A 24,449-nucleotide genomic window follows, 5' to 3' on the forward strand; every position below is an offset into this window, starting at 1 on the left:
ACGCTTCCTAACAATGCGCTAGAGTAAAGCCAATAATTTCACCCCCACGGTGTCTACTTTCCGGGGGCCGGGCCCTTCGTCTCAACACAGTGCTAGTAACCGTAGGATTTAAACTCAGGGATGCCCCTTTGCAAGACAAATGCAGAGGGGCATCCCTGAGTCTTCTATTAGAGGTAGCTATATAGTGCGGTCCTGCCAATGCTGAGCCTGCGCGCCACCTCAGACATCGAGATGCTGGCATCCACCCGCCCTCGTGCTTGGACAGGCTTCTCATCTGTGAGTGATTTTGCCCGGCCTTTATAAAACCCGCGAGTTTGCCCGAGCAATACTTTCCGACTGGCGCTCGCGAATAATCGAGCACTCAAACCCCACCACGCTGCCGAGGAACCCGAGCATGAGCTTGGCGATCGGCTAGGCTTGGTGCTGCTGCGGAAGTCGCGCCCCGCGACTTCCTTGCCCCGTGTGATTGTCACGTCCTGGTGCTCGTTTGCACGTGCGCACTCTAACGTTTTGAGCGCTCCTTGTTGCTCATACTGTCACGCAATACGCCAGCACATTGCGTGACACAAGCGTCCTGCTATCTGGTCACCAGTGTTCACACCCCCTGACAACTATCTATGGCCGCTGGCGCGCCTATTTTCATGGTACAGTTTTTCTCCCTTGTAGCGGGAGACTCTTTCCGCAGGTCATGTGGCATTCCCGGGATTTTGACGCGTTAGCGTCGAAAAAAAGAACATGGGGGTACCTACCTACGGCAAGACCTGACTAGCCTAGCAACCAGCTAAAACATGTCCAAATCCCTGCTCAGAAGCATAGAGCTGAGGTGTAGGGTCGGCGCCATTCAGGGCCGACCGACCTCACTAGCCGCACCTGCTGGCTCACACACTCACCTGCACAGCTCCACAATCCCTCCTTGTAGTACTTTGATTAGGCTTACCTTGTTCATATAAGCTTGCTCCCGTTAAGATCATGGACTTTCACGCGTCAAGGAGGGATGCATGGCTATCTCTACCCCGCATGCGCAATCCCCTTCTCAATCACACCTGGGGTCTCGCGCGGACGCTACTGCGGACGCTTCTGCCAGCGCTCCATCAGGTAAAATCCCGCGTCGCCTCGTCGGCCTCGGCGTCCTTTTCCTCCTATTGCTCGCCAGCATCGTTGCCAGCATCGTGTTTGGATCACGGCAGATCCCTTTTGGAGAAGTGTCCGCCGTGTTCCGCGATCTCGGCACGGCGTTCGGCCACGCGGAGGGGCTGAATGTGGATCAGCGCGTGATCGTCGAGCTCCGCATTCCCCGCACCCTGTTGGGCCTAGTCGCCGGTGCTGCCCTTGGCGCCTCCGGTGCATTGATCCAAGGGCACACGCGCAACCCTCTCGCGGACACGGGCATTCTCGGCATCAACTACGGTGCGTCCCTGGCCGTGGTTGCCAGCTTCTCCTTGCTGGGTGTGACGTCCGTGTGGGCTACCAGCATGTGGGCGTTCGGTGGGGCCATCGCTGCTACTGCGTTGGTGTTTAGTTTGGCGTCCATAGGAGGAGGACAGGCCAATCCAATGACGCTGGTCCTCGGCGGCGCGGCTTTGTCCGCGGTCCTCAGCGCCATCATCAGCGGTTTTATCCTCACTGACGATGCCAATCTGGATCGCATGCGCTTCTGGACCGTCGGCTCCATCGCGGGCCGGGATCTCACCGTGTTCTACGGCGTGCTGCCGTTTATCCTGGTGGGCCTCCTGCTGGCGTTCATCACGGCACCGCAGCTAAACCTCCTGAATCTGGGCGATGACATCGCCTCCGGACTGGGCATCAACACCCAGCGCGCCCGCCTGATTGGCATGGCTCTGATCGCACTGCTGGCCGGTGCCGCGACAGCTGCCGCCGGCCCCATCACCTTCATCGGCCTGGTGGTCCCGCACCTCGTGCGCGCCATCACGGGCCCTGATTACCGCTGGATCCTCCCTTACTCTGCCCTGACGGGTGCGGTGATGATGCTGTTCGCAGACGTGGTGGGCCGTCTGATCGCTCGTCCGGGCGAGTTGCAAGTAGGCATCATCCTCGCGTTCGTGGGCGCGCCGTTCTTCATCGCCCTTATTTATCGACGCCGGGTGGTGGCCATTTAATGAGTTCCCTCCTTGCCCGCCCTACCTCTTCCACTATCCCTGGGCGCCCGCCATTCCGCGTGGGCTCATTTTCTGTGGTCTGGCGCCCTCGCGCGTTGACGGTGTCTCTATTGCTGCTCGTGGCGATCGTCTTGCTAGCGGCGGTCTCCATCGGCCTGGGTGACTATCCTGTGTCCCCGGCTCGTGTGCTGGAGGTGCTGTTCACCGGCCAGGGCACCCGCATTGAGCGTCTGGTGGTTTTGGATTGGCGCATGCCTCGTGCGCTGACGGCCATTCTGGTGGGCTGTGCGCTGGGATTATCCGGAGCCCTCACTCAGTCCGTGACTCGCAATGCGCTGGCCAGCCCGGATATCTTGGGCTTCACTACGGGCGCGTCCGCGGCCGCGGTCACCGTCATCACTCTGGGTGGTGGCGCTGGTGGTTTCCTCGGCTGGCTCAGCAGCATCGGCATTCCCTTGGCCGCGGTGCTTGGTGCGGCTGTCACCGCAACGGTGATGTGGGCTCTGGCGTGGAGGAGATCGACTGATTCCTTCCGGCTAGTGCTGTTCGGCATCATCATCTCTGCTCTGTTGACCTCGTATATCAACTTCCTGATGATCCGCACGGAGTTGCGCGATGCCGCGGCCGCGCAGTTCTGGCTTACTGGCTCCCTGAGCACTGCGGACTGGTCCAAGATGTGGCCCATCGCCATTGTTGTGTTGGTGTTTACACCGCTGCTGGCCTGGATTGGTCACCAACTTTTAGCCACCTTGCTGGGCTCGGATACTGCACGGGCTTTGGGACAAAACGTCCAGGGTGTGCAGGTGCTTCTGCTCGCCGCTGCCGTGGCTTTGGCAGCAGTGGCGGTCTCGGCCGCTGGCCCCATCGGGTTCGTCGCCTTCGTGGCCCCACAGGTGGCGCTGCGCTTGTGCAACTGCTCTGCACCACCGCTTCTGGCCTCTGCGCTGACCGGCGCTGCGCTACTCCTGCTGGCAGATATCAGCACCCAAACTCTTCTGCCCGTAGAGCTGCCGGTGGGCATTCTCACCTCGGCAATCGGCGGTGCGTTCCTTATTTATTTGCTGGTCCAACGGAATAGGTCAACCACGGCATGAGAAAAGATCCCACCCTGGAAGTTAGCAGTGCCGCGAACAAAGAAGGACACATGACTCAGAAGCACAGCATGAGCGCACGCGGCCTCGCCGTGGGCTACGGCGACCGGACGGTCATCGAAGGCTTGGACGTGGACTTTCCTCGCGGGCAGATCACCACAATCATCGGCCCCAATGGCTGCGGCAAATCCACGTTGTTGCGAGCCATGTCTCGTCTCCTTCCGGCGAATGAGGGCGAAGTGCTGTTAGACGGCGCCGATATCTCATCCATCAGGCGCAAGGACCTCGCACGGACCATCAGCGTGCTGCCACAAACCCCTACCGCCCCGGAGGGACTCAACGTGGCTGATCTCGTCTCGCGCGGTCGGCACCCACACCAATCGTGGATCCGTCAGTGGTCGTCCACGGACGAAGCCGAGGTGCACAAGGCGCTGGAAATGACTGGCTCGATGGGGCTGGCGGAGCGCACCCTGGATTCTCTGTCCGGAGGGCAGCGGCAGCGTGTGTGGATCTCCATGGTTCTTGCGCAGAACACGGACATCCTGTTCCTGGACGAGCCCACCACCTACCTGGATCTGGCCACGTCGGTAGAGATTTTGGAGCTGGTGCAGCGTCTACGCCGAGAGCTGGATCGGACTGTGGTGATGGTGCTGCACGATCTCAACTTGGCTGTACGCTACAGCGATAATCTCGTGGTGATGAAGGATGGACAGGTCCTCGCCACCGGGCGTCCCAGCGAGGTCATTACCCCAGAGCTACTGCTCGAGGCGTTTGCCCTCAACGCGCTAGTCATCGAGGATCCTGTCACCGGCGGTCCGCTGATCGTCCCCAAGTGACGATCAGGGCTTAGTCCTCCATCAGCTCCTGGGCGGGAGTCTTCTTGGACTTCCGCCAGTTGATCATCGCGGAAATCACCACCGGAGTCACAGACACCAGCACGATGACGATGGCGATCATGTCGATGCGATCCGCAATGCCCGGGATATCCCCCAGCAGCACGCCAATGCCGACCATGCTGACAATCCACAGCACTGCACCCGTGACGTTCCATCCCACGAACTTCTTGTACGGCATCTCCGCGGTACCAGCGGCCACGGGAATGTAGGTACGCACGATCGGGATGAAGCGCCCCAGTACCAGAGCCAACGGCCCGTACTTCAGGAAGAAAGCCTCGGCTTGTTCGAGGTGCTCGGTTATGAGGATCTTGGCGTCGGGCTTAAACAACTTGCGGCCAAAGCGGTGGCCGAGCCAGAAACCTACCTGGTCGCCCAAGAACGCCGCGACGATGGCCACGCCCACCAGAATCGGAACGTTCAAGCCCAGCTGATCGCGCAAGATTGCCGCGGTGACCAGCATGGAATCGCCGGGGAGGAACGGGAAGAGCACGCCGGATTCAATAAAGATAATCAGCGCAATGCCGCCGAGCGCCCAGCCGCCAAAGTTCTGGAGCAGGGTGGTGGCGTCCATGAGGTCGCTTAAGTGCACAGGGAATCCCTTCTAGAAAACAACTGGTCTATTCTTACCCCGGTTTCTGACCGGAATACAGGCAGCTCGCCCCTAGCGTGCATCCGTTATCCCCATGAGTGCCCGTCCCCTAGCCAGCAACAGCAAAACCGCCCCAGCACGTTCATGCGGGGCGGTTCGGCAGTTGATTCAGACTACTTCGTGGCGTCTGCCAACGGCTGCTCGATCTTGTCCAGCAGGTAGTTCAGGCTCAGCACGGTCTGCCATCCGAAGGCCTTTTCCAGGTCGCCTTCCAGGTAGACACTGTGTCCGTCCTTCACGGCGGGCAGCTTGCCCACGATCGGATCCTCGGTCACAGAAGCCTTGCTCTGCTTCGGAGAGTAAGACAGTTGATCCCACACCAGCACGTCAGAGTTGATCTGGTCTGCGTTTTCCTTGGAGACCTCACCGTAGAACTTGTCCTTGGTGATGCCCGCGTAGGCCGGGTTGATCTTGAATCCCAGCTCGGTGAAGAAGCGGCTACGCGGATCGCCCTCGGCAAAGACAGCCAGGCTCTCGTCGGAGACAGTGGCCACGCCGAGTTCCTTTTCGGCCCATTCTGGGTGGCGGCCCTTGAGCTCTGCGAACTTCTCCTTGACCTGCTCCACCTGGCGCTTTGCCTCTTCAGGCTTGCCCACGGCCTGCCCGATCTCTTCCGTGGTCACGTCCCATGGTTGCTGTAGTTCTTCGTATTCGCCCTTTTGTACGACGACAGGGGCGATCTCAGACAGCTTCTTGTACGTGTCTTCATCGATGTCCGAGTACACGGCCACGATGAGGTCTGGATTGTCCTTGGCGATGGCTTCCGCGTTGACTTCTGTGTCCTTGTCGATCCGAGGAGTGTCGCCCTCGATCTTGTCATTGGACCAGTTGCCCGCAGCCTGACCATCCGGGGTCATTCCGTCCCAGTACTTCACGGAGACAGGAGTAACTCCCAGCGCCAGCAGTGCGTCCTGATCCGTGTAGCCCAAGGAGACCACGCGCTGCGGGGCTTCCTTGATTTCGGTGGAGCCGTAGCGGTGCTCGATGGTGGTGGGGAATGCGCCCTGCTCGGCGTTGACTGCCTGGGAGTCCCCGGAATTTCCGGACTGGTCATCAGTCGAGCAAGCGGTCAGTGCCGCGCCCAAGGTCAGCACAGCAGCGGTGCTAACGAGAATCTTCTTGAGTGTCATTTTTCTCCGTTGTTACTGGTGACGGATTTCCGCGCGAGGCGTGGCCCGTACACAAAAGGGAAAGGTCAAACCTTTGGTTGGATATATCCAGCCCTATGTCCAAAGAATTCGGTGGCGGTCAGTTCCGAGTTGTCGTCGAGACGAACACGATCCAGAACAATCGCCGGCGCCGGCACGTTGGCACGGGGCGATCCACAGACCACCGCGATTCCTCCCTCGTGAGGGATGGTGACTCGGCCGGGGGTTCCGCCGAAGCGGCCCTGCGAGACGTGCGCGGAAAGCACGCGGACGCGCTGGCCTCGGAATTCAAAGTAAGCATTGGGGTACGGGTCGGACTGCGCCCTGACCAGCAAGGCGATATCTTCCGCAGGTTGGGTGAAATCTATGCGAGATTCCTGCTCGCCGCGCTTGTGGAAGTACGTAGCGCGGGTGGGATCTTGAGGTTGCGCAGTGGCGGTGCCTTGGGCGACGTCACTCAATGCGCGTTCCACGAGGGGCTCGATGAGGTCGATGGTCTTGGCCACGAGATCCGTGGTGGTGTCCTGCGGACCCACGGGGATCGCGCGCTGGGCAACGATGGGTCCGCCGTCCAGCACTTCATCCATCTCGTGCACAGTGACGCCCACGTGAGTTTCCCGGTTCAACAGCGCCCACAGGATGGGCGAAAATCCGGCGTACTCGGGCAGGAGACCATCGTGGACATTCAATGCGCCGTGCTTGGCCAGGCTGAAAACCTCGGGAGGAAGCCAGGTTCGCCAATTGTTGGCCACGATGATGTCTGGTGCAGCATCGCGCAACGCCTCAATGACGTCTTGACCCACGCGCTCAGTGACACACACCTGGAGCTCATGTTCGCTGGCGAGCTCCTCAACGGAGTCTGCCCACATTTGCTCATAAGGGTGATCGCTGGCAGGGTGCGTAACTACCAAAACTACTTCATGACCAGCATTGATGACCGCAGACAACGTCCGGTGTCCCCACGACTGATAGCCGAAAACAGCAACTCGCATGCAGGGGATGTTAGCTTAGGTTTACCTATGTAGTCAATGATGAAAGTGGCGCAATTTTCATGCCAGACTCCCCGGACGTGACCACCCTTCACCGAATCTCGGTGCCCGCGGATGCGGAAGCCCTCGTTTTCCCGGACCCCTACCGCTCGAACGTCGAGCTCACCGAATCGATGTCCACCGTCGATGTGCGCATCCCGGCGCACTCAGCAGTGACCTATAGCTTTCAATCCGGCGAGCTGAAATATCCCGATCCACATAACGCACACGGCGCAGGCCCACAGGCGAGCCTATTGAGCGGCGATTCTGTGGACCAGACACTCTGGCCGCCTCGCTCCCCAGAAGTCATCGCGGACTTGCCCGGCGCACGCCTGTCCATCGACCGGAAGGTATTCGGCAGGCGCTGCACCGCGCGCCTCGATGACCGCGGTGCGGATACCACCGTGGTGTTTTTGGATGGCGATGACTGGATCCATCTGCATGACCTCACGGGCGCACTGGACCGGGCAGTCACGGCAGGGCTTATCCCCCAGATCAACCGCGTCTTCCTGCCGGCAGCCAAAGACCGCAGCGAGGAGTACACCTCCCAAACATTCGCCAGCGCACTGGCCACCGAGCTTCCGCCGATCATCAACAGCAGCCACATAGTCCTGGTGGGGCAAAGCTTCGGCGGTCTCTCCGCCCTGCGCGCAGCTCTTACGGCTTCCACCGAAACCACGCCTGCAATCAAAGGAGCCATCGCCCAGTCCCCTGCCGTCTGGTGGTCCGCTGACCGTTCTGCAGAGCTCGCGGACACGCTCTCGGACGGGCCCGCAGGAGGCGACATTGCCGCACAGCTCACTGGCCCCTCACTCGAAAATCCTGCGGCTCACAGTGGCTCCGGTCTGGCACGCATCGTACTGACGTGCGGTGCAGAAGAGCCGCCCATGCAACGACACGTGGATGCAGTGGCCGATGCCCTGACACGCCGCGGCTTTCCCACCACCAATCACCGCACGCCCGGTGGCCACGACCCTGCGATGTGGCGCCACGGGATCATCCCGGCACTCGCCGAATTGCTGGGCTGAATCTACGAGCGCGCCTCCACAAACTCCGCCACGCGCTCGACTGTCCGCAGACCGTAGAATTCGCGCACGCCAACCTCCACTCCCAGCTCTCCACGCAGCAGTGCGCAGAGCTTGATGACCGCCATGGAGTGCCCACCCATGTCAAAGTAATCAGCATCCACCGGCACGTCCTCGGGCTCAATATCTAGCGATTCGGCAAACAGCTCCGCCGTGATCTCCTCGATTTCGTTCGCCGGTTCGCGGCCCTTCTCCGTGATCCTTTCTCCCTCACCCAGTGCAGCAAGGTCGGTCTTTCCATTCGACGTCACCGGCAACTCATCCACGATCGACCATCGATCCGGGATCATGTAGCTGGGCAGTTCCTCGCGCAATGCATTACGCACGCCAGTCAGGAAACTCTGCCGCTCCCCCTGGTCCGCATCGCGCAGTTGTGGGGCCACGAGGTGACAGGCCAGGAGTGTGGCGTCGGATATACGAACAGGAACGGTCACGCAGTGGAGGATGCGGGGATCAACGCCGCGGGACACGGCGGCCGAGACGTCGCCGGGATCCACGCGGTGACCACGAATTTTCACCTGATCGTCGCTGCGTCCGAGGTACTCGAACATGCCATCCGCACGCACGCGGACGATGTCTCCCGTGCGATACATCCGCTCACCCGGGGCGCCCCACGGGCAGGCGACCATGGAGCTGGCGGTGCGCGCCGCGAGCCCATGATACTCCTGCGCTAAGCCGCTGCCCGCGAGGTAGAGCTCACCCGGCGCTCCTGTAGGAACGGGGCGCAACCACGGGTCCAAAACGAACGCCGCCGTGCGATCCACCGGCATTCCGATCACGGGCGTGGCGCTCTCATCCGTGCCAGCACCCAGGGCGTTGATGGTGTACTCGGTGGGTCCATAGAGGTTGTATCCGCGCACGTCATCGGCCTTTCGCAAGGTCTCCCACACGCCGTGCGAGACAGCCTCGCCGCCCAAGAGCACCAGCCGCGGGCGATGCGCGCCGGATTCCAGCATCCCCTCCGCGAGCAGCTGCTCGGCAACGGTCGGGGTGACGTTGATGACATCCACCTGATGCGCGCGAATGGCCTCAACCATGGCCGCAGCATCGCGTCGCAAATCCTCGGAGAAGATCCGCACCTCGTGGCCTTCCACCAGCCAAAACAGCTCTTCCCACGACATATCGAAGGCGAAGCTGATGGCATGCGCGATCCGCAACGTCCGCCCATCGGCAGCAGCTGGGGCGAAGATCTTGCGCCGGTGATTGTCCAGCATGTTGTGCAGCCCGCGATGCTTGATCACCACGCCCTTGGGCTTGCCGGTCGATCCGGAGGTGTACATCAGGTAGGCATCGTCCCCGGGCACCGCCGCAGGCGTGTGGGTGGTGGCGTGGGAATCGGCAGTGGTGACGTCGACGCAAGGAAGCGCACCGATCCGCTCCATGCGCTCCCGAGAACTCGAGTCCACCAGCGCGGCTGCGGGCTGGCTGTCCTCCACGAGGACCCGGAGCCGCCCATCGGGGTGCGTCAGATCAAGCGGCGCGTAGCGCACCCCTGCCCACAGGGCTCCCAGCAGAGCCACCACCGAATGCGCGGAGCGCTCCACCGCAATGGCGACAGTATCGCCGCTGGTCACGCCGCAATTCTTGATCTTTTCCGCAATGTCGGAACAGCGAGCAATCAGCTCACCGAACGTCCACTGCTGTGCGTCATCCGCTAGCGCGATGCGATCTGGGAAGCGCTGGGCGGTGTCCTTGAGCTCATCCGCAATGGTGCGGTCAATGCCTTCGGCCTTCTGCCAGGAAGCCATCTGCTCCGTCGTGCTTTGCGGGGAAGAATCCTCCGCTCGGGCTGGCGCCAACTGGGCCAGCTGAGCGAGCGGGACCTCTGGTGTGTCCACAAACGCGGTCAGGACTTCGGTCGCGGCCTTGAGCACGGAATGTGCGAGGGACTCGTCCACCACGTCGTGGCGGAATTCCAGCTTGATGCCCAGCTTCGGCCCCGGAGTGAATACCCAGGTCAGAGGGAAGTGCGTGGAATCTTCCGCGCGCTCCTCCACAACCCCGTGGCGTTCCCGAAGTTCCGCTGCTGCCTGCGGATCGAGGAAGTTCTGCACCACCACCATGGAATCGAACAGCGTGCCTACCCCCAGCTGCCGCTGGATGGCGCCGAGGTCCGCGGAATCGTGGTCCATATCCTCGATGCGCTGGCGATAAACATCCTGGACCAGTTCTTCTATGCTCTGGCCGGGCCGAGCTGTCACTCGCACTGGCACTGTGTTGAGCAGCACTCCCACCACATCAGACATGGCGGGGTCGCTCAAGGCATCGCGGCCACTGACAGACTGACCAAACACCACATCCGAATCCCCTGTGACAGCACCCAAGGCCACGGCCACGGCTGCGTTGACCACGGAGGTCAACGTCACGGCCTGCGCCCGGATCTTTTCCTGCAGTGCGCCGGTCAGCTGCTCGCTGACCTCGGCAAACACCTGGCGAGGCAACTCGCTACCAGCGTGCTCTGAAGAGATATCCGCGGCCTGCGGGGCAACGAGCGTGGGCTGAGACAACGTCTCTAGGCGATGTACCCAATAGTCGCTATCTGCCTGCTCTTTGCGAGTGTCAACGGACTCGAGCAGGGCGTCAGCAATAGAACAACCGCGAGGAACCAACTCTCCCGCACCCTGCGTGCGGGCCTGGCCGGACCTCAACGTCAGCCTCTCGAGGAAGGTTTGCAGCATCACTGCACGCGACCAACCATCGACCAGAACCAGGTGGTAGGTAAGAAGCAGCGTGTCGCCAGGCTGTCCGTCACTTCGGCCGGTGACGATGGTTGCCTTCGCCAGCGGCACGGATGCGAGATCGATGCCCGCGCTGCGATCAGCGTGCATGATCGCCTCGAGATCCCCTTCGGTGGTCTCGACGGGGAGGTCAATGCCCTGTCCACTCCACGGCAAGTTCTGCACGGGTTGGCCGGAAGCATCGGTGTGGAACTCCGCGCCCATGGCTGGATGCACGGTCACTGTGTCCCGGAAGGCTTCCACCACGGCCTCGGCATCCAGTCTCCGGTCAAACGTCAACGCAGTCTGTGCAACGTAGGCACCCGGTGCTGCCACCTGTGACTGGAACCAGATTCCGCGCTGCAGCACGCTCAGCGGAGCGCGGCGTCCTGAGGATTGCTCGCGGCTGACGTGCTCCTGCAACTCGCGAGCAACCTCGCCGATGGCGCTGCGCAAACGCTCGGCGGAAATCACCGCATTCACCACGGACAGCTCCATGCTTACGGCCCGCTCGCTAGACCACACATCGGCCTCCACCAGGTAATCCGTCCACTGGCAGGCGGCATCGCCCGGCGCGTGGAGGACAGCGCCAGTCTCTCCCCGTCCGAGGTAGTTGACCAGGATCTGTGCCCCATGGGCCAGGGTTCGCTGCCCTTGCGGGTGTGTGTATCGCAGTGCCTGATAAGTGCGGCGGTCCGGGGCTGTGCCGTCCTCGTGGAGCGCGCGCATTTCCGCTGCGGCACGTGCTGCATCCGCTGGATCAGCCAACGGGATTTCCACCGGCGCGATGGTGGTAAACCATCCGAGGGTTCGACCATAGGAATGATCAGCCGGACGTCCGTGGCCTTCTACGTCCACGGCCCAGCTCCGCGCGTCCGTGCCCATTGTTCGAGCCACCGCGACGGTCACCAGTCCTGCCACGAGGTCCTGAACGTCCACACCCATCACGTCGGGTGCAACGCTCTGCAGGACCTGCGCGGTCTGTCCGTCAATGTTCACTTCGAGCGTGCTCACATGATCCGTACTCCACTGGTTCGAGTCCTCGACGGGCCGTGGCAGCGTAGCCAGTTCACTCCAGTGCAGGGCATCCTGAGCTGCTGCGGTGTGAGCATCGTGCAGTTCTTGCAGGCAAAGATCCTTGTATCTCGCCTGCCCGGAGAGAATCCTGCGCCCTGCGAGCGCATCGCGCAGATCGTCTTCCAGAATCATCCAACTGGCGCTATCGATCACCGCGTGATGAGCAACGGCCTTGACGTACCCATCCACACACCCGAGCACCACGCTACGACCAGCAGCAATATCGATGTGATCGATCAATGCATCCACGTCCAAAGCCCGCACAACCATAGGGCCGTCTCCCTCGGCACCAACAAAGTGCGCGAACGCAGAACTGGTGTCCACGCGCGTACGAAGCATCGGATGTGCCTGCGCTACCTGCTGCAGGGCCTGTTCCAAGTCCTCCACAGCGACTGGCCCCAGATCCAAGCGGCGCGCCTGCACAAAGCGGTCGCTCATGCCTCTTTCCATCTGCCTGCGCAGCATCGCCGGGATGGGGAAAGCCCCCGAGATCTCCTGGTGCCCGTCCTTGGGCAGGGCTTCTTCCTGGCTCTGCCTTGTTTCCTGGATTTTCTGCTGGGTGGCCTGCGGCGTGACCCGCTCGGCAATCTTGCGTGGCGTGCGGCCCAAGAAGAAGTCCCGCGGAGTCACGTTGAGATCAGCGCGCGCCAGCGCGTGAGTAACGCGGATGGCAAGAATACTGTCTCCACCTAAGCGGAAGAAGTCCGAGTCCGGCTCCACCTCGGCGCGGTCCAAGCGAAGTGCATCAGCAATTGCCTGCGAGATCGCCTCCACCAGATCCGAGGTGCCCGAAGCCTGCTGAGCAGCAGGAATCTCACCCAGAAGGTCCAGGATCGCGCGCTCATCCCGCTTGCCATTGATGGTCTGCGGCACCTGCGTACTCACCGCGAATAGCTGCGGAACCATGTAGGCAGGGAGCGCGTCTCGGGCCGCTGCGGCAGCTCGGGAGGTGATCGCCTTTGCGTCGGCACGAGAATCCGTAATCAACAACGCACCCGGCACCTGGCCTTCGGGCAGATCGACGACCACCACGGTGGCCTCCCGCACACCGCTGACCTTCTCCAGCGCGCTCTCGATCTCCCCCAGCTCCACGCGATAACCGCGCAGCTGCACCTGCCTATCGGCGCGGCCCACGTAATCCAGATGACCGTTGTTCAGCACCTTTGCCATGTCATTGCTGCAGTACATCCGCGCGCCGCCGCCAACGAAAGGATCGGCCACGAAGCGGGAGGCCGTGGTAGAAGCAAGCCCCCAATAACCCGCGGTGACCTGCGGCCCGGCAACGTACATCATGCCGGTCTCTCCAGGCTGCACCGGCTGTAATTGCGCGTCCAGAACATAGGTACGCAACCCGTCCATCGGGCGGCCGATCGGGCTGCGGGCCTCCCCTGCATTCTCGGAGCATTCGTGTGCTGTGACGTGCACTGTCGTCTCCGTGATGCCATACATGTTGATAAACCGAACATTCGGATGAGCACTGCAGTAGGCAGCCTCCGCGCGGGCCTCCAAGGCCTCGCCGCCGAAGATCACCGTGCGCACCGCAGAGTCCTGCCCGAGGTGCGGCTCCAACGCGGCAAAGGCGGTTGGGGTCTGGCTCAGCACCGTGATGGCTTCGGCACGCAACACCTCTGCGGCATCCTCGGGCGAGCGCATCAGCGCATACGGCATCACCACGGCACGCCCGCCGGAGCTCAGCGCTGCCCACATCTCCCACACCGAAAAGTCAAAGGCGAAGCTGTGGCTGATCGACCACACGTCCTCCTGCGAAAACTCCACGTGGCTGCGAGCATTGCCCAGCATCGCGGTCACGTTGGCGTGTGTGACGGCCACGCCCTTCGGCCGCCCTGTGGAGCCGGAGGTGTAGATCACGTAGGCGATGTCATTGGCACGGGCCACGCTTGCCGACCGGCCCGCAGGCGGCTTCGCTTCCCCGCTCATCGTCTGTTCACTGACCACGAGGACGGGACAATCTACCAGCTCAGAGACCATTTTTTCCGCGCTGGGAGACACCAGCACGGCATCGGGCTGGCAATCCTCCAGGATCAATTCCACCCGCGCTTGCGGGGACAACGGATCCACGGGAACGTAGGTGCCGGCGGACATCGTGGTCGCCAGAATGGCCGCAACCTGCCACGCATCGCGCTCCATGAGCAGGGCTACTCTCGGGGTGTGGATGGCAACCTTCCGGTCCAGCACAGCGCGTATACGCTGAGCGGCGTCGTCTAGTTCTTCGTAGGTCCAATGCTCCGCAGCACCGTCTTCTCCGATGCTGGTCAGGGCGGGCCGGTCGCGGGAGTGCTCGAAGCTGCGTCGCCACAAAGAAGGAAGCGTGTCCACACCAGATACCGCACCCAACGCCTCTGCAACCTCACCCACGGTCGCCACCGCACCGGATTCAGACAGCAAAGAATCCACACTCACCGCGAGCATCTGCGCGATCCTTTCGGCACGTACCTCGGTGATTCGCTGCGGATCGTAGATCAGGCGCAGTGGGTGCTCAGCGGAAGGGTTGACCACGACGGACAGGGGAAAGTGCGGCGCGCCATTGTTGCGCACGTCAGCAACCTGTAGTGGCGAGCCGGGGCAGCCCACGTCCTGTGGAGATAGCGGCACCTCCACCACCATCAACGTATCCAGCAGTTCGCTGGCGTTGGTTCCCAGGTCGCGGGCAATATCAGCCAGGCTGACGTGCTGCACATCGCGGACCTGATTGTTGTGATGGACCATGGCGTGCAGCATGCTGGTCACCGGCAGGGTGGGATCAGATTGCCCCGGCGCGACCACCGGGATGGTGTTGAGCTGCATGCCCACGGCATCGGCCACGCCAAGAACGGGAATGTCACGGCCGGAAACGGAAGTGGCAAACACCACGTCAGCCCCAGGTTCGCAGCCCACCAAGGTGCGAAGGACCAGCCCCCACGCCGCGTGCACCACATCCGGCAGGCCCACACCCGCTGCCCGAGCACGCTCAGACAAGCCAACAGTCCGCGGATCGTCTACCAGCAACTCCCGGCGCTCGAGCGAACTCGAAGGATTAGGGCACAGCACCGTGGGGCGTACCTCGCGCATTTCCTCGCGCCAGACGGACATATCGGCTTCCGCGTCTCTGCGCGCCACCCATCGCACGCTGCCGGCCATTCCGGCGTCCGGGTCGTAGCGCGGGATTCGGGCATCGTCATCCCGGTAGATCTCCAGGAGATCCCGCAGCATGATGGGCACGGACCATCCGTCGGCGATCAGGTGATGCACCGTCTGGATCACGGCGATGTCCTGGCCACACACCGCACCATCGACACTGGTCGGGAGCACAACGGTCCATCGCATGAGCGGCTCGGGCGCGGCATCACCGGGCGGCTGCAAGGAGATTCCCCGCGAGAGGTCATCAGCGGCAATCTCTTCCGTACGCTGCACGAGCCACCCGTCTAATCCAGGCCCAGCCAACTCGGCAGGCACCGTCACGTCCCGAAAGTCCACCCGCAAATGCTCGGCAATCCCCGGATCAATCACGGCAACCACATCGCCACCGTCAGTTTCCCAAGGGCGGGTGCTCAGTGCGGGGTGGCGTCGGATCAAATTACGCGCAGCGCGGGCGAATCGCTCCCGGTCAAACGGTTCGCTGCATTCCACCCGCAAGACCTGTTGCTCCACATACGAGCTGGCCGATTCCTCGAATAGCGAGTGGAAGTACATGCCGTGCTGCAGCGGGGTCAGCGGCAGCACGTCCTGCAGCTCCGCGGAGCTCTGCGCAGTGATTCGTGCCAGGTCCGCAGAGTTCACGGGTGCGGGGGCAACGTCGCCCACGGACAACACGCCGTGATCGGCAAGCGCTGCCACCTCGCGCAATGCCACATCCCAGTGCGCGACCAATTCGTCGATCCGTTCGGGGGAGATCCTGCCGCGCGCCCAGGAGATCGTGGTGCGCAGGACGTATCCCTCGCCGGTGTCTTCGGCGATCGCGTTGAACTCCAGCTCGCGGACCAACGGCTGGTCCGGGTCGCGTTGCTCGCCGAGTTGGCCGGTGGAACCCGCGGGAGCGAAATCTTGTGCTCCTGCGGATACGCGCCCCAAGTAGTTGAACAGCACCTGTGCCTGCGGAGGGGTCTTCGCGGACTGATGCAACCAGGTGTGGGCCTGGTAAGGAACGCCGTTGCCGGGGATGGCCGCGAGCTGGTCTTTCACTGCGTTGAGTGCCAGCGCTAGCGGGGCGATGCTGCCCTCGACCTCTGTGGAGGCCTCCTGCACTGCCGCCCGGGTGGGGTCGATCAGCATGGGATATAGGCAGGTGAACCAGCCCACCGTGCGTGAAAGGTCTGCTTCCCTGCCCTGTGGCCCGGGTACGAATCGGGTTTCGCGGCCGTGCCCCTCCATCTCCACCAGGGTCCATGTTTGTTTGTTTCGACGCCAACGCGCCAACGCCACGCTCAATGCCGTAAGCAATACGGAATTCGCCCCCGTGCGGAAAGCGTGGGGCACCGCACCCAGTAATTCGTCCGTGATCTGCACTGATGCCTCATGTACCACGCTGCGCTCCTCACGGACTGTGGGCGCTTTCTCGGGACTATCAGCAAGCGCTGGCACCTGCGGGTCCCGCAGAGGTTCATCTGCACTCGGCAATGGGGGCAGGGAACTATTGGCATCCTCCGCGAATTCGCCAGTATCAACGGCCTGTTGCAGCAGCTGCGTCCATCGGCGCAGGGACGTCCGCTCCGGCGCGAGCTGTTCCCCGCGATACGCCGCGGCGAGGTCCTCGCCGATAATGTTCCATGACACGCCATCGACCACCAGGTGATGCACCACAAGGCGCAATCTTCCGGGCACCAGCCCAGCCGCTACCACCACTCCGACTGCCGGATCCAGCAGTTCAGAAAGCGCAGCGATGTCCGTGGTGGGGTGGATCGCCACCGCTTCTTCGGCAGATTCCTCCGGGAGTTCCAGCCGCAAGGGATTCCGCTGCACACGGGCCCGCAGTGCAGGGTGCGCCTGCAGCACGTCAGCCACCATTCGCCCGGCCAGCTGCGCATCCACATCTTCTGGAACTGAAAACTCCACGGACTGAATGAAGCCGTCCACGTGATCAGTAATGGAATCGAACCAGCGCAGAATCGGCAGCGACTGCACCTCACCGGTTGGTTCATCGTCTGGATCCTGCACGAAGGTTCCGCGCTCTTCGGCGCACCGAGCCAGTTGCTGTGGAGTGCGCGCAGAGAAAATATCTCCCACACTCACCTCCACCCCGCGCCGTCCCAGAGCCGAGACCAGGGTGATGGCCCGCAGGCTATCGCCACCGATATCGAAGAAGTCCGTCTCCGCACCCACCGCGCTAACCCCCAATGCTTCAGCCATTGCCTCCGCGAGCAGAGCAACGGTTTCCCCGTCACGTTCAGCATCGGCCGGGGCATCAGTGAGCGAGCTCCAATCAGGTTCCGGCAGTGCCTTCCGATCCACTTTTCCGTTGGCCGTCCGCGGCAACTCATCCATGACGGTGATAATCGCGGGCACCATGTATTCGGGCAGTACCTCGGCACACCAACTACGGATCGCAGCACCCACGAGGCCCGCAGTCACCGTCACGTAGCCCAGCAGTCGCCCCTCCCGAGCAATCACGCTCGCCGCCTCCACATCTGGGTGTCCCACCAGCGCAGATTCCACGTCCTCCAACTCCAGACGCATGCCACGGATTTTCACCTGATTATCGGCCCGCCCCACGAATTCCAGCGAGCCGTCGTTGTGCCGGCGCACCAGGTCTCCCGTGCGGTACATCCGGGTTCCGTCCGACGCAAACACATCCGCAACAAAGCGGCTGGCCGTGAGTCCTGGGGCATTGATATACCCCTTGGCCAGCAGGAATCCGGCCACATAGAGTTCACCAATTTCTTGGTCTGGAACCACCCGCAGGTGCTCATCGAGCACATAGAGCCGACAGTTGGGATTGGCCACACCGATGCTCGTGTTGAGGCGATCCTCGTCGTCACGGTAGATGACGTGGGAGACACCGATGGTAGCTTCCGCTGGCCCGTACCCGTGGTACAGCGGGATGGCCAGCTGCTGGCGAAAGCGACGGAACAGCGCCTGGGTGAGCATCTCTCCGCCACACCAGACATGCCGCAAGCTGTCTAATAGATTCGTGCCTTCGGCCTGTTTGAGCATGACGTCGAGAACACTCGAAACCAGATACGCAAACGTCACGCCCTCGCGATGGATGAGGCGGGCCAAGCGTTGGGGGTCTTGCTCCACGCCCGGCGCGGCCACCACCACGCGGCCCCCGCAAACCAGCGGCAGGAAGATCTCATTGATGGAGATATCAAAGGCCAGCGGTGCCTTGAACAGGGAGGCATCATCGCGGCCGAAGAACAGGATCTGATCGCGCTGCCAGAGCAAGCGCTCCACGATCGCACCGTGGCGGATCATTGCGCCCTTTGGGCGGCCGGTGCTGCCAGAGGTAAAGATGACGTACGCAACGCTGTCCGTGGACGGCGGGGTGAACAGCTCGCGGGTGGCATCGAGGTCGAATAGCGCGTCTTCGGTGAGCGCGCAGTTGTCCGGCGTGAGTACGAAGCTCAGGCTGGCATCGTGGGTGACGGATTCCCGGCGCGCCTGCGGCCACGAGGGGTCTAGCGGGACAAAACTGCCACCGGCGAGCAACGTGGCGACGATACCCACCACCATCTCCGCGCTGCGCGGCAGGGAGATTCCCACACTCTGACCAGCGTCAATACCGTGTTCCCGCAAATTTCGCGCTACAGCAGTTGCATGGGCGACGAGCTGCGCATAGGTCAGTCTGTGCCGGTCATCCACCACTGCGAGCGCATCCGGGGTCTCCTGCGCATGCTGCAGGAGCAGGCTAATCAGGTCCGGGCGATCGCGATCCTGATCCGTGTCATTCCATATGCGCTGCTGGGCGATCCGATCCTGTTCACTGCGGCCATGACCGATGACGGCGCCGCCATCTCGAGAAGCAAGCGTATCGCCAGAGGAAAACGGAGTGTGAGCAGACGATCGGGTGGGCACAAAGAGCCTTTCGGTTGATGGGGAAACAGGGAATCAGACGCGGATGGCGGACGTCGGGCTAGGTGTCAGCCAACCTCAAGCGGAGCACGGCTCGGGAAAATCAGCCTGCGATCAGGTGCGAAGAATCCCGATGTTGCTCGGAGCGGAGATCTTCATCCGCCGGCGCACGATGCGTGCGTTGCTGACCCGTGATGGCCTCCACCAGTTCCCCGGAGCGGGTCGCGATGTTGGAGAGCAACGTGGAACCGAGTCCATGCGTGGCCTCAGTTGCTCCCTGCACGAAGAGTCCTGGCACGCGCTCGCCATTGAGCACGGCGCCGTAATCCCTAGTGACGGTGAATTCTTCACTGCCGTGACTATCAGCGTGAATCCCCGCAAGACCGCGAGATCGGAAGCCCGTGGCGCACACCACCACGTCAAAGTTTTCTGTCACCACGTCTCCGGTTACTCGGTGGCGAATGTCCACGTCGACGCTGCCGTCGGAACAATTACGCGCACCGAGCACCTCCGTGGTCCGGCGAATATCGAGCCGCTGACGCCCGGTGACGCTTTCCCGATACTGACGGTCGTGGAGCTCATCGAGGAGCTCAGATTCCACGCAGGCGTAATTGGTGTACCGGTGGCGGATCAACAGCTCGTTGCGGATCGCATCGGGCGCATGGAAGAAGTCATCAACGGCCTCCGGGTCGAACACCCGATTGGCGAAGGGGCTGTCATCGGCGGGGATGAAGCCGTAGCTGTTCAAGCTGCCCGTGACGGTATCGATATGCGGGCAATCGTGGAAGTACCGGATGGCCTCGGCTGCGGACTGGCCCGCGCCGATCACCAAAGCTCGGCGGATATCCCACCCACTGTTCAGCAGCTTCTTGGTGCGCGGGAGCAAATCGATGTTGTGGAAGATGCGCGAGGTGTCCAAGGAGCTGTCCTCTGCCCACGCAGGCATCTTGGCTTCCAGCCCGCGGGCAACCACCACGTTGCGGCAGCGAATGGACTCCGACTGCTGAGCTCGCTGCCCTTCGGACTCACCGCTTCCTAACTTCCTGCGGACGTGCACCACAAAACGAGCTCCGTCTGCGGCCAGTTCCGGAAGCGTCTCGATGGACGTCACGGTGGTGTTGTACTGCGTGTCCACGGTGATGTGATCCGCGATCCATCGGAGGTAATCGGCGAATTCCACGCGTTCCGGGGTGAAGGTTTGGCGGTTAATGAAATCAATCAAGCGGTCGCTGTGATGCAAGTAGTTGATGAAGCTGAAGCGGCTCTGCGGATTGCGCACCGTAACCAGGTCTTTAAGGAAGCTGATCTGCATGTTGGATCCTTCGAGGAGCATGCCTGGGTGCCAGTTGAATTCCGGGCGGGCTTCCACAAAGAGTGCATCGAGTTCTGGAGCTTGCTCTTCGATAGCTACCGCGAGCCCGAGGTTTCCGGGGCCGATGCCGATCCCGACGATGTCGCGGACGGAATTTTCGTGGGTACTGCGCTCTGCGGATGTCTGAGCTTGACGATCGATGATGGTCACTATGGCCTCTCTGTAGGATGCGCCAACCAACTTCTTAGGGTAGGCAATGCAAAGGGTAGGCTAACCTATCTTCTATTGCTCAACAACCCCCTAGCGGGAATTGCTCACCCCGCGTCCGCAAACTCCCAGCTAGAGGCTTCACATCAACTACGTCCTCGGCTACCGACTGGAAGGCCCTCCCCACACACAGGACCACCGTGGTACGCCCGCGGCGAATATCTCTCACCGCACGCGCCACTTTCATGCCCGTCATTGAATCCACTGACGAGACCGGATCAACCATCACCAACATCTCCGGCTCAGCCAGTAGCGCTCGTGCCAATCCCAGCCGCTGCCGCTGACCACCGGAAAGATTGCGCGCACCTTCGGTCAGCTCGTGATCCAATACCCCGGCTGAATGAGCCGCCCCCGGCGCCAGTTCATCGAGCCCTAAGGCGTTAAGAATGTCTACTGCATCCTCCGCCCTGCCCTCTCCAGAGCTCCGCAGCACCGCCTGCCCCACTGTGTCCCCAAACAATGCCGGCTTCCGAGGCTCGGCAAGCACAGCGGAACGCACATCGTCTACCGAGATCTCGCAAATATCGCGCCCCCGGATCCACAGTTGTTGAGTTTGTGGCCTAGTCAGGGAGCCAAGCTCCATCGACTCCCCCGCGACCAACGCATCCACCAGAGCATCTGCCCATGCGGCTGAACAGTGCACCACCGTCAGTCGCCCCTCTGCGAACGCCACGGAAGCCTGCTCTGATCCCTCGACCTCGCCGTCTCCTTCGGCCTCACCGTCTCCACCGCGCATGGAAATGGCAGGCGTGCCAATCTGAGCAGATGGCACGCCCTGCCCCTCACGCAGCCGCTGAGCTTCCGCCACGCGCTGCAGCCTCCGAACGGAAGCCCTCGCCAATCCAATGAAGCGCGGCATTCTGCTGCACTGCCGCATCGGCTCCGCGATAAATTGTGACAGCGCCACCACGGTGACCAACTCCCCCAACGTCACATCGCCGGAAATGGTTCGATAGCCCGCGTACAGGCCCACCGCACTCAGCAACAGCACATTGCTGCCCATCGCCACGGCTTCATAACCTCCGCTGACCCACGCGAGCTTCCGAGCATCCGCACACGCCTCTTCAGATTTACGCGCATATCCACGGTAGGCCGGATGCGCGCCAGCCACTCCCGAGATCACCGGCAGCCCCTGCAGAATGTCGGTCATGCGCGCGGTCACTCGCGCGAGCAGAGTTTGTTGCCGCTCCGCGCGGCGTTCAATGATCTGAGACAGCCGGTGCAGGACTATCAACACCACCGCGCTGAGCACCAACACCACCACTCCCAGTGGCAGATCAATCAGCGCCAGAACAATCGTGCAGAAAATGGCTCCCACCAGCGCACTGATCCCCACCGGGACCACTTCGATGATGTCTACCACCTGCACCACGTCTTCACCCACCACCGTGGGCAATTCCTGGCGAGGCAGACTGTCCGCATCGTCGGAATGCCCACCATGGCTCACCACCTGCGAGGTGATGCCTGCCCGCAATTCACATACGTTCCGAGCCGACGTAGCCTGCAGTATCCGGAACCCTGTCTGCCAGCTCACAGACACCGTCGCCAGCGTAGCGCCTAAGGCTGCGATTCCACCCACCAGGTGCCACACATTCTCGCTAGCGATAAGACTGTGCGCCAACCATCCCAGTAACACCGCAATCATGGCTTCTGCCACGTGGTAGATGCTCAGCAACAAGCCACTCAGAGCCATCGCGCGAGAATTTTTTCTGACCAGCCCGCGCAGCGTCACCACCTTGTTGTCAGACACGCGCCTGCCTCCCCTGCTCATTCCAGGCGGTCCACATATCGGCATATGTTCCGTTTCTTGCTGCCAGCTCCTCGTGCGTACCTGTTTCCACCACGCGCCCGCGCTCCATCACCACCACGCTATCGGCGGAGGTTGCTTGGCTGAGCCGGTGCGCAATCACCATCGCCGTCCGTCCGCGGATCGCCGCGCGGGCAGCGTCCTCCAAGGACATCGAAAAGGCCTCGTGTGATTGCTGTGTTTCCTCGAGGTCACCGTCATCTTCGGCCGTTGATTCGTCAAGAATGACGACGCCAGCCCGAGACAATGCCACCCTGGCCAGCGCCAGACGCTGTGCCGCCACCGCATCTACGTGCAGGCCCCCTTCGCCCAGCATTGTGTCTAAGCCCTGCTTGTCGCCATGGGACAAGGATGTGCACCAATCTTCCGCACCGGTTCGGCGCAGCGCATCCCATATTTCTGCGTCGCTGGCACCTTCGGCTGCCAGCAGGAGATTATCGCGCAAACTCATCGCGAAGACGTAGTTTTCCTGGGAGGCAACGCAAAAGATCGAGCTTCTTTCTTGCGCACTCATTCCCACCACGTCGCACCCCCCAACGGTGATCACACCCGGCTCTGCCATCTCGAGGGTTCCAGAGACAATTTCCGCAACCGTGGACTTGCCAGCTCCCGATCCGCCGACCACGCATACCGTGCACCCCGCAGGGATGTGGAACGCCAAGTCATGCAAGATCTCTGGGCCATCCTCGTACCGATAATTCAGGCCCTTGACCTCTACAGCTGGACTCTGCCGATGCGAGGAGTAGTCATCAATCGGCTGTGGCGTATCCGCACCCGCGGAGCGAATGAGTCCCACGATGCGCCCCAAGGCCGCCCCGCTGCGCTGCAGTTCATCAAAGGTGAACAGAATCGTGCCGATCGGCACGAACTGACGGTGGAACAGAATCAACGCTGCCGAGATCTCGCCCACCGTCACCGCATCTTCGCGGAAGAGCAACCAGCCTACGACAGACAGGGCTGACAACCCCATGAACTCCGCGAAGTTCTCCCGCGCCACCAGCCCGGAAAACACACGAAACGCAGCGATTGATTCGTCCCGCGAAGCCTGCGCGTAGCGCCTGGTGAGACCTTGGCGGCTATCCACCAGCCGATGCGAACGAACCGAACGAATGCCCTCCATAGAACCTTGCAAGGAACCGATGACACCGGCTTCTAATTCGCGTTGGCGTCGATACAAAGGGGCAGAACGAGGAAGATACCATCGCAACCCCAGCGCATAGAACGGAATCCCGCACAGCCCCGCCAACGCGAGGCGCCAATCCAACCCCGCTATTCCAGCGCTGGCCACCACGACCATCACCAGCGCGCTGAGGGTCGATGGAACCGACTTGCGGGCACTGCTCACCAGCGCGGCGACATCCGCACCAACTCGGCCCAGCACCTCTCCCCGGCCCAGGGACTCCACCGTGGTGGAAGGCAGATTCAGCACCGCGGCGACGGCGCGCTCACGCAACTTCGCAACTACCTGGGCAATCGTCACACCCGTCAGCGCCTCCGCAAGGCCAGCGACAACGGCAGTACCAACACACGCCACGGCAGCCCACACAATCACCTTCAGCACGCCAGACTTGCCGTCACCGGCGGCTACCGCATCGATGACGCTGGCCAGCAGATAAATGGGCACCAGAGAGAGCAAGGCACCGGCGAAAGTGAACAGCACCGCACTAATTGCTGGAGTTGCGGTGCGACGGAGCAGGCGGCCAATCTCCGCAGCGGACTCACCAGGCAAAGCAGTGGGAAGTACGGCACTCACTTAAGCGTGAGACTTTCCTGCCGGTTGCAAGGTGGTCCACTCGCGGTCGATGAACTCCATCGCCTCGTCCCGCGATACCCCGCCGTCTACGCCACGGGAAGGGTCTCCCAGAGCCACGGTCCATCCGTCTGGCACGGCGGCGAACGTAGGCCACAACGAGTACTGTCCCTCGTCGTTGATAAGGGCGAAGAAGCTGCCCTGTTCGTCATCAAACGGGTTGCTAGACAACACGCGCTCCTTGTCTCATGATGCGGAAATAACGGGTTTATGGGCTGCGTTGGCCAAAGTGGTGGCACAAGTGCAGCAAGCGTGAATTAACTTAGCATAACCTAATATGCAGCTTTTGAGGGTTAAGTAAAGAAAAGTGTGTCCGCATGCCACCATAACCCCAGACCACACACCACAAATCACCAAAGAATAGGGACCTGACCCCTGTTTGGTAGACACCTCTGAGTCCGGCTGTGTTGAGTCGGGGAAAGGTAATCTACCTCCATGCC

General features: G+C 61.9%; 12 protein-coding genes. 4 read left to right on the plus strand and 8 right to left on the minus strand.

Annotated features, from left to right (window positions below; genetic code table 11):
• Positions 1-998: 998 nt before the first annotated feature.
• From KBX18_RS11035 to KBX18_RS11045, 3 genes are read left to right on the plus strand one after another with little or no spacing between them, the layout of a single operon-like run.
• Positions 999-2,117: an iron ABC transporter permease gene (locus KBX18_RS11035; protein ID WP_005325331.1), complete on the plus strand. Its 1,119-nt coding sequence runs from the start codon at positions 999-1,001 to the stop codon at positions 2,115-2,117.
• Positions 2,117-3,211, plus strand: coding sequence for an iron chelate uptake ABC transporter family permease subunit (locus tag KBX18_RS11040; protein WP_005325330.1), 1,095 nt, complete (start codon positions 2,117-2,119; stop codon positions 3,209-3,211). Before KBX18_RS11035 ends, KBX18_RS11040 begins: the two co-directional genes overlap by 1 nt.
• Positions 3,212-3,261: 50 nt before the next feature.
• A complete protein-coding gene (locus KBX18_RS11045) occupies positions 3,262-4,044 on the plus strand; it encodes an ABC transporter ATP-binding protein (RefSeq protein WP_019176090.1) in 783 nt (260 codons plus the stop codon).
• A gap of 10 nt (positions 4,045-4,054) precedes the next feature.
• Here the strand turns inward: KBX18_RS11045 and KBX18_RS11050 are convergent, their stop codons facing one another.
• From KBX18_RS11050 to KBX18_RS11060, 3 genes are all read right to left on the minus strand, one after another.
• Complete coding sequence (locus KBX18_RS11050) at positions 4,055-4,693, minus strand: DedA family protein (RefSeq protein WP_005325329.1); 639 nt, start codon at positions 4,691-4,693, stop codon at positions 4,055-4,057.
• A gap of 173 nt (positions 4,694-4,866) precedes the next feature.
• Positions 4,867-5,883, minus strand: a complete 1,017-nt coding sequence (locus KBX18_RS11055) for an iron-siderophore ABC transporter substrate-binding protein (protein WP_005291893.1) — start codon at positions 5,881-5,883, stop codon at positions 4,867-4,869.
• A 65-nt stretch (positions 5,884-5,948) separates the two neighbouring features.
• The gene (locus KBX18_RS11060; RefSeq protein WP_005325328.1) at positions 5,949-6,893 is read right to left on the minus strand and encodes a methionyl-tRNA formyltransferase; all 945 of its coding nucleotides are present in this window, start codon (positions 6,891-6,893) and stop codon (positions 5,949-5,951) included.
• Between the two features lie 77 nt (positions 6,894-6,970).
• Here KBX18_RS11060 and KBX18_RS11065 point away from each other — a divergent pair, with 77 nt between their 5' ends.
• Positions 6,971-7,957: an esterase family protein gene (locus tag KBX18_RS11065; RefSeq protein WP_224784305.1), complete on the plus strand. Its 987-nt coding sequence runs from the start codon at positions 6,971-6,973 to the stop codon at positions 7,955-7,957.
• A 2-nt stretch (positions 7,958-7,959) separates the two neighbouring features.
• On the opposite strand, the gene KBX18_RS11070 is transcribed toward KBX18_RS11065, so the two are convergent.
• The 5 genes from KBX18_RS11070 to KBX18_RS11090 all read right to left on the minus strand — a co-directional run bounded on the left by KBX18_RS11070 (position 7,960) and on the right by KBX18_RS11090 (position 24,180).
• The gene (locus KBX18_RS11070; RefSeq protein ID WP_255996171.1) at positions 7,960-18,816 is read right to left on the minus strand and encodes a non-ribosomal peptide synthetase; all 10,857 of its coding nucleotides are present in this window, start codon (positions 18,814-18,816) and stop codon (positions 7,960-7,962) included.
• Positions 18,817-18,916: 100 nt separating this feature from the next.
• Complete coding sequence (locus tag KBX18_RS11075) at positions 18,917-20,335, minus strand: lysine N(6)-hydroxylase/L-ornithine N(5)-oxygenase family protein (protein WP_011274124.1); 1,419 nt, start codon at positions 20,333-20,335, stop codon at positions 18,917-18,919.
• 79 nt (positions 20,336-20,414) lie between these two features.
• On the minus strand, positions 20,415-22,142 hold the full coding sequence (locus tag KBX18_RS11080) for an ABC transporter ATP-binding protein (protein ID WP_255996172.1): 1,728 nt from the start codon (positions 22,140-22,142) through the stop codon (positions 20,415-20,417).
• Positions 22,135-23,952, minus strand: a complete 1,818-nt coding sequence (locus tag KBX18_RS11085) for an ABC transporter ATP-binding protein (RefSeq protein WP_011274126.1) — start codon at positions 23,950-23,952, stop codon at positions 22,135-22,137. The genes KBX18_RS11080 and KBX18_RS11085 overlap by 8 nt, the downstream gene beginning before the upstream one ends.
• The gene (locus KBX18_RS11090) at positions 23,953-24,180 is read right to left on the minus strand and encodes an MbtH family protein (protein ID WP_011274127.1); all 228 of its coding nucleotides are present in this window, start codon (positions 24,178-24,180) and stop codon (positions 23,953-23,955) included. It lies immediately after the preceding gene.
• Between the last annotated feature and the right edge of the window lie 269 nt (positions 24,181-24,449).

It is taken from the genome of Corynebacterium sp. CCUG 69979, assembly GCF_024454095.1.
GTDB classification, from domain to species: domain Bacteria; phylum Actinomycetota; class Actinomycetes; order Mycobacteriales; family Mycobacteriaceae; genus Corynebacterium; species Corynebacterium genitalium.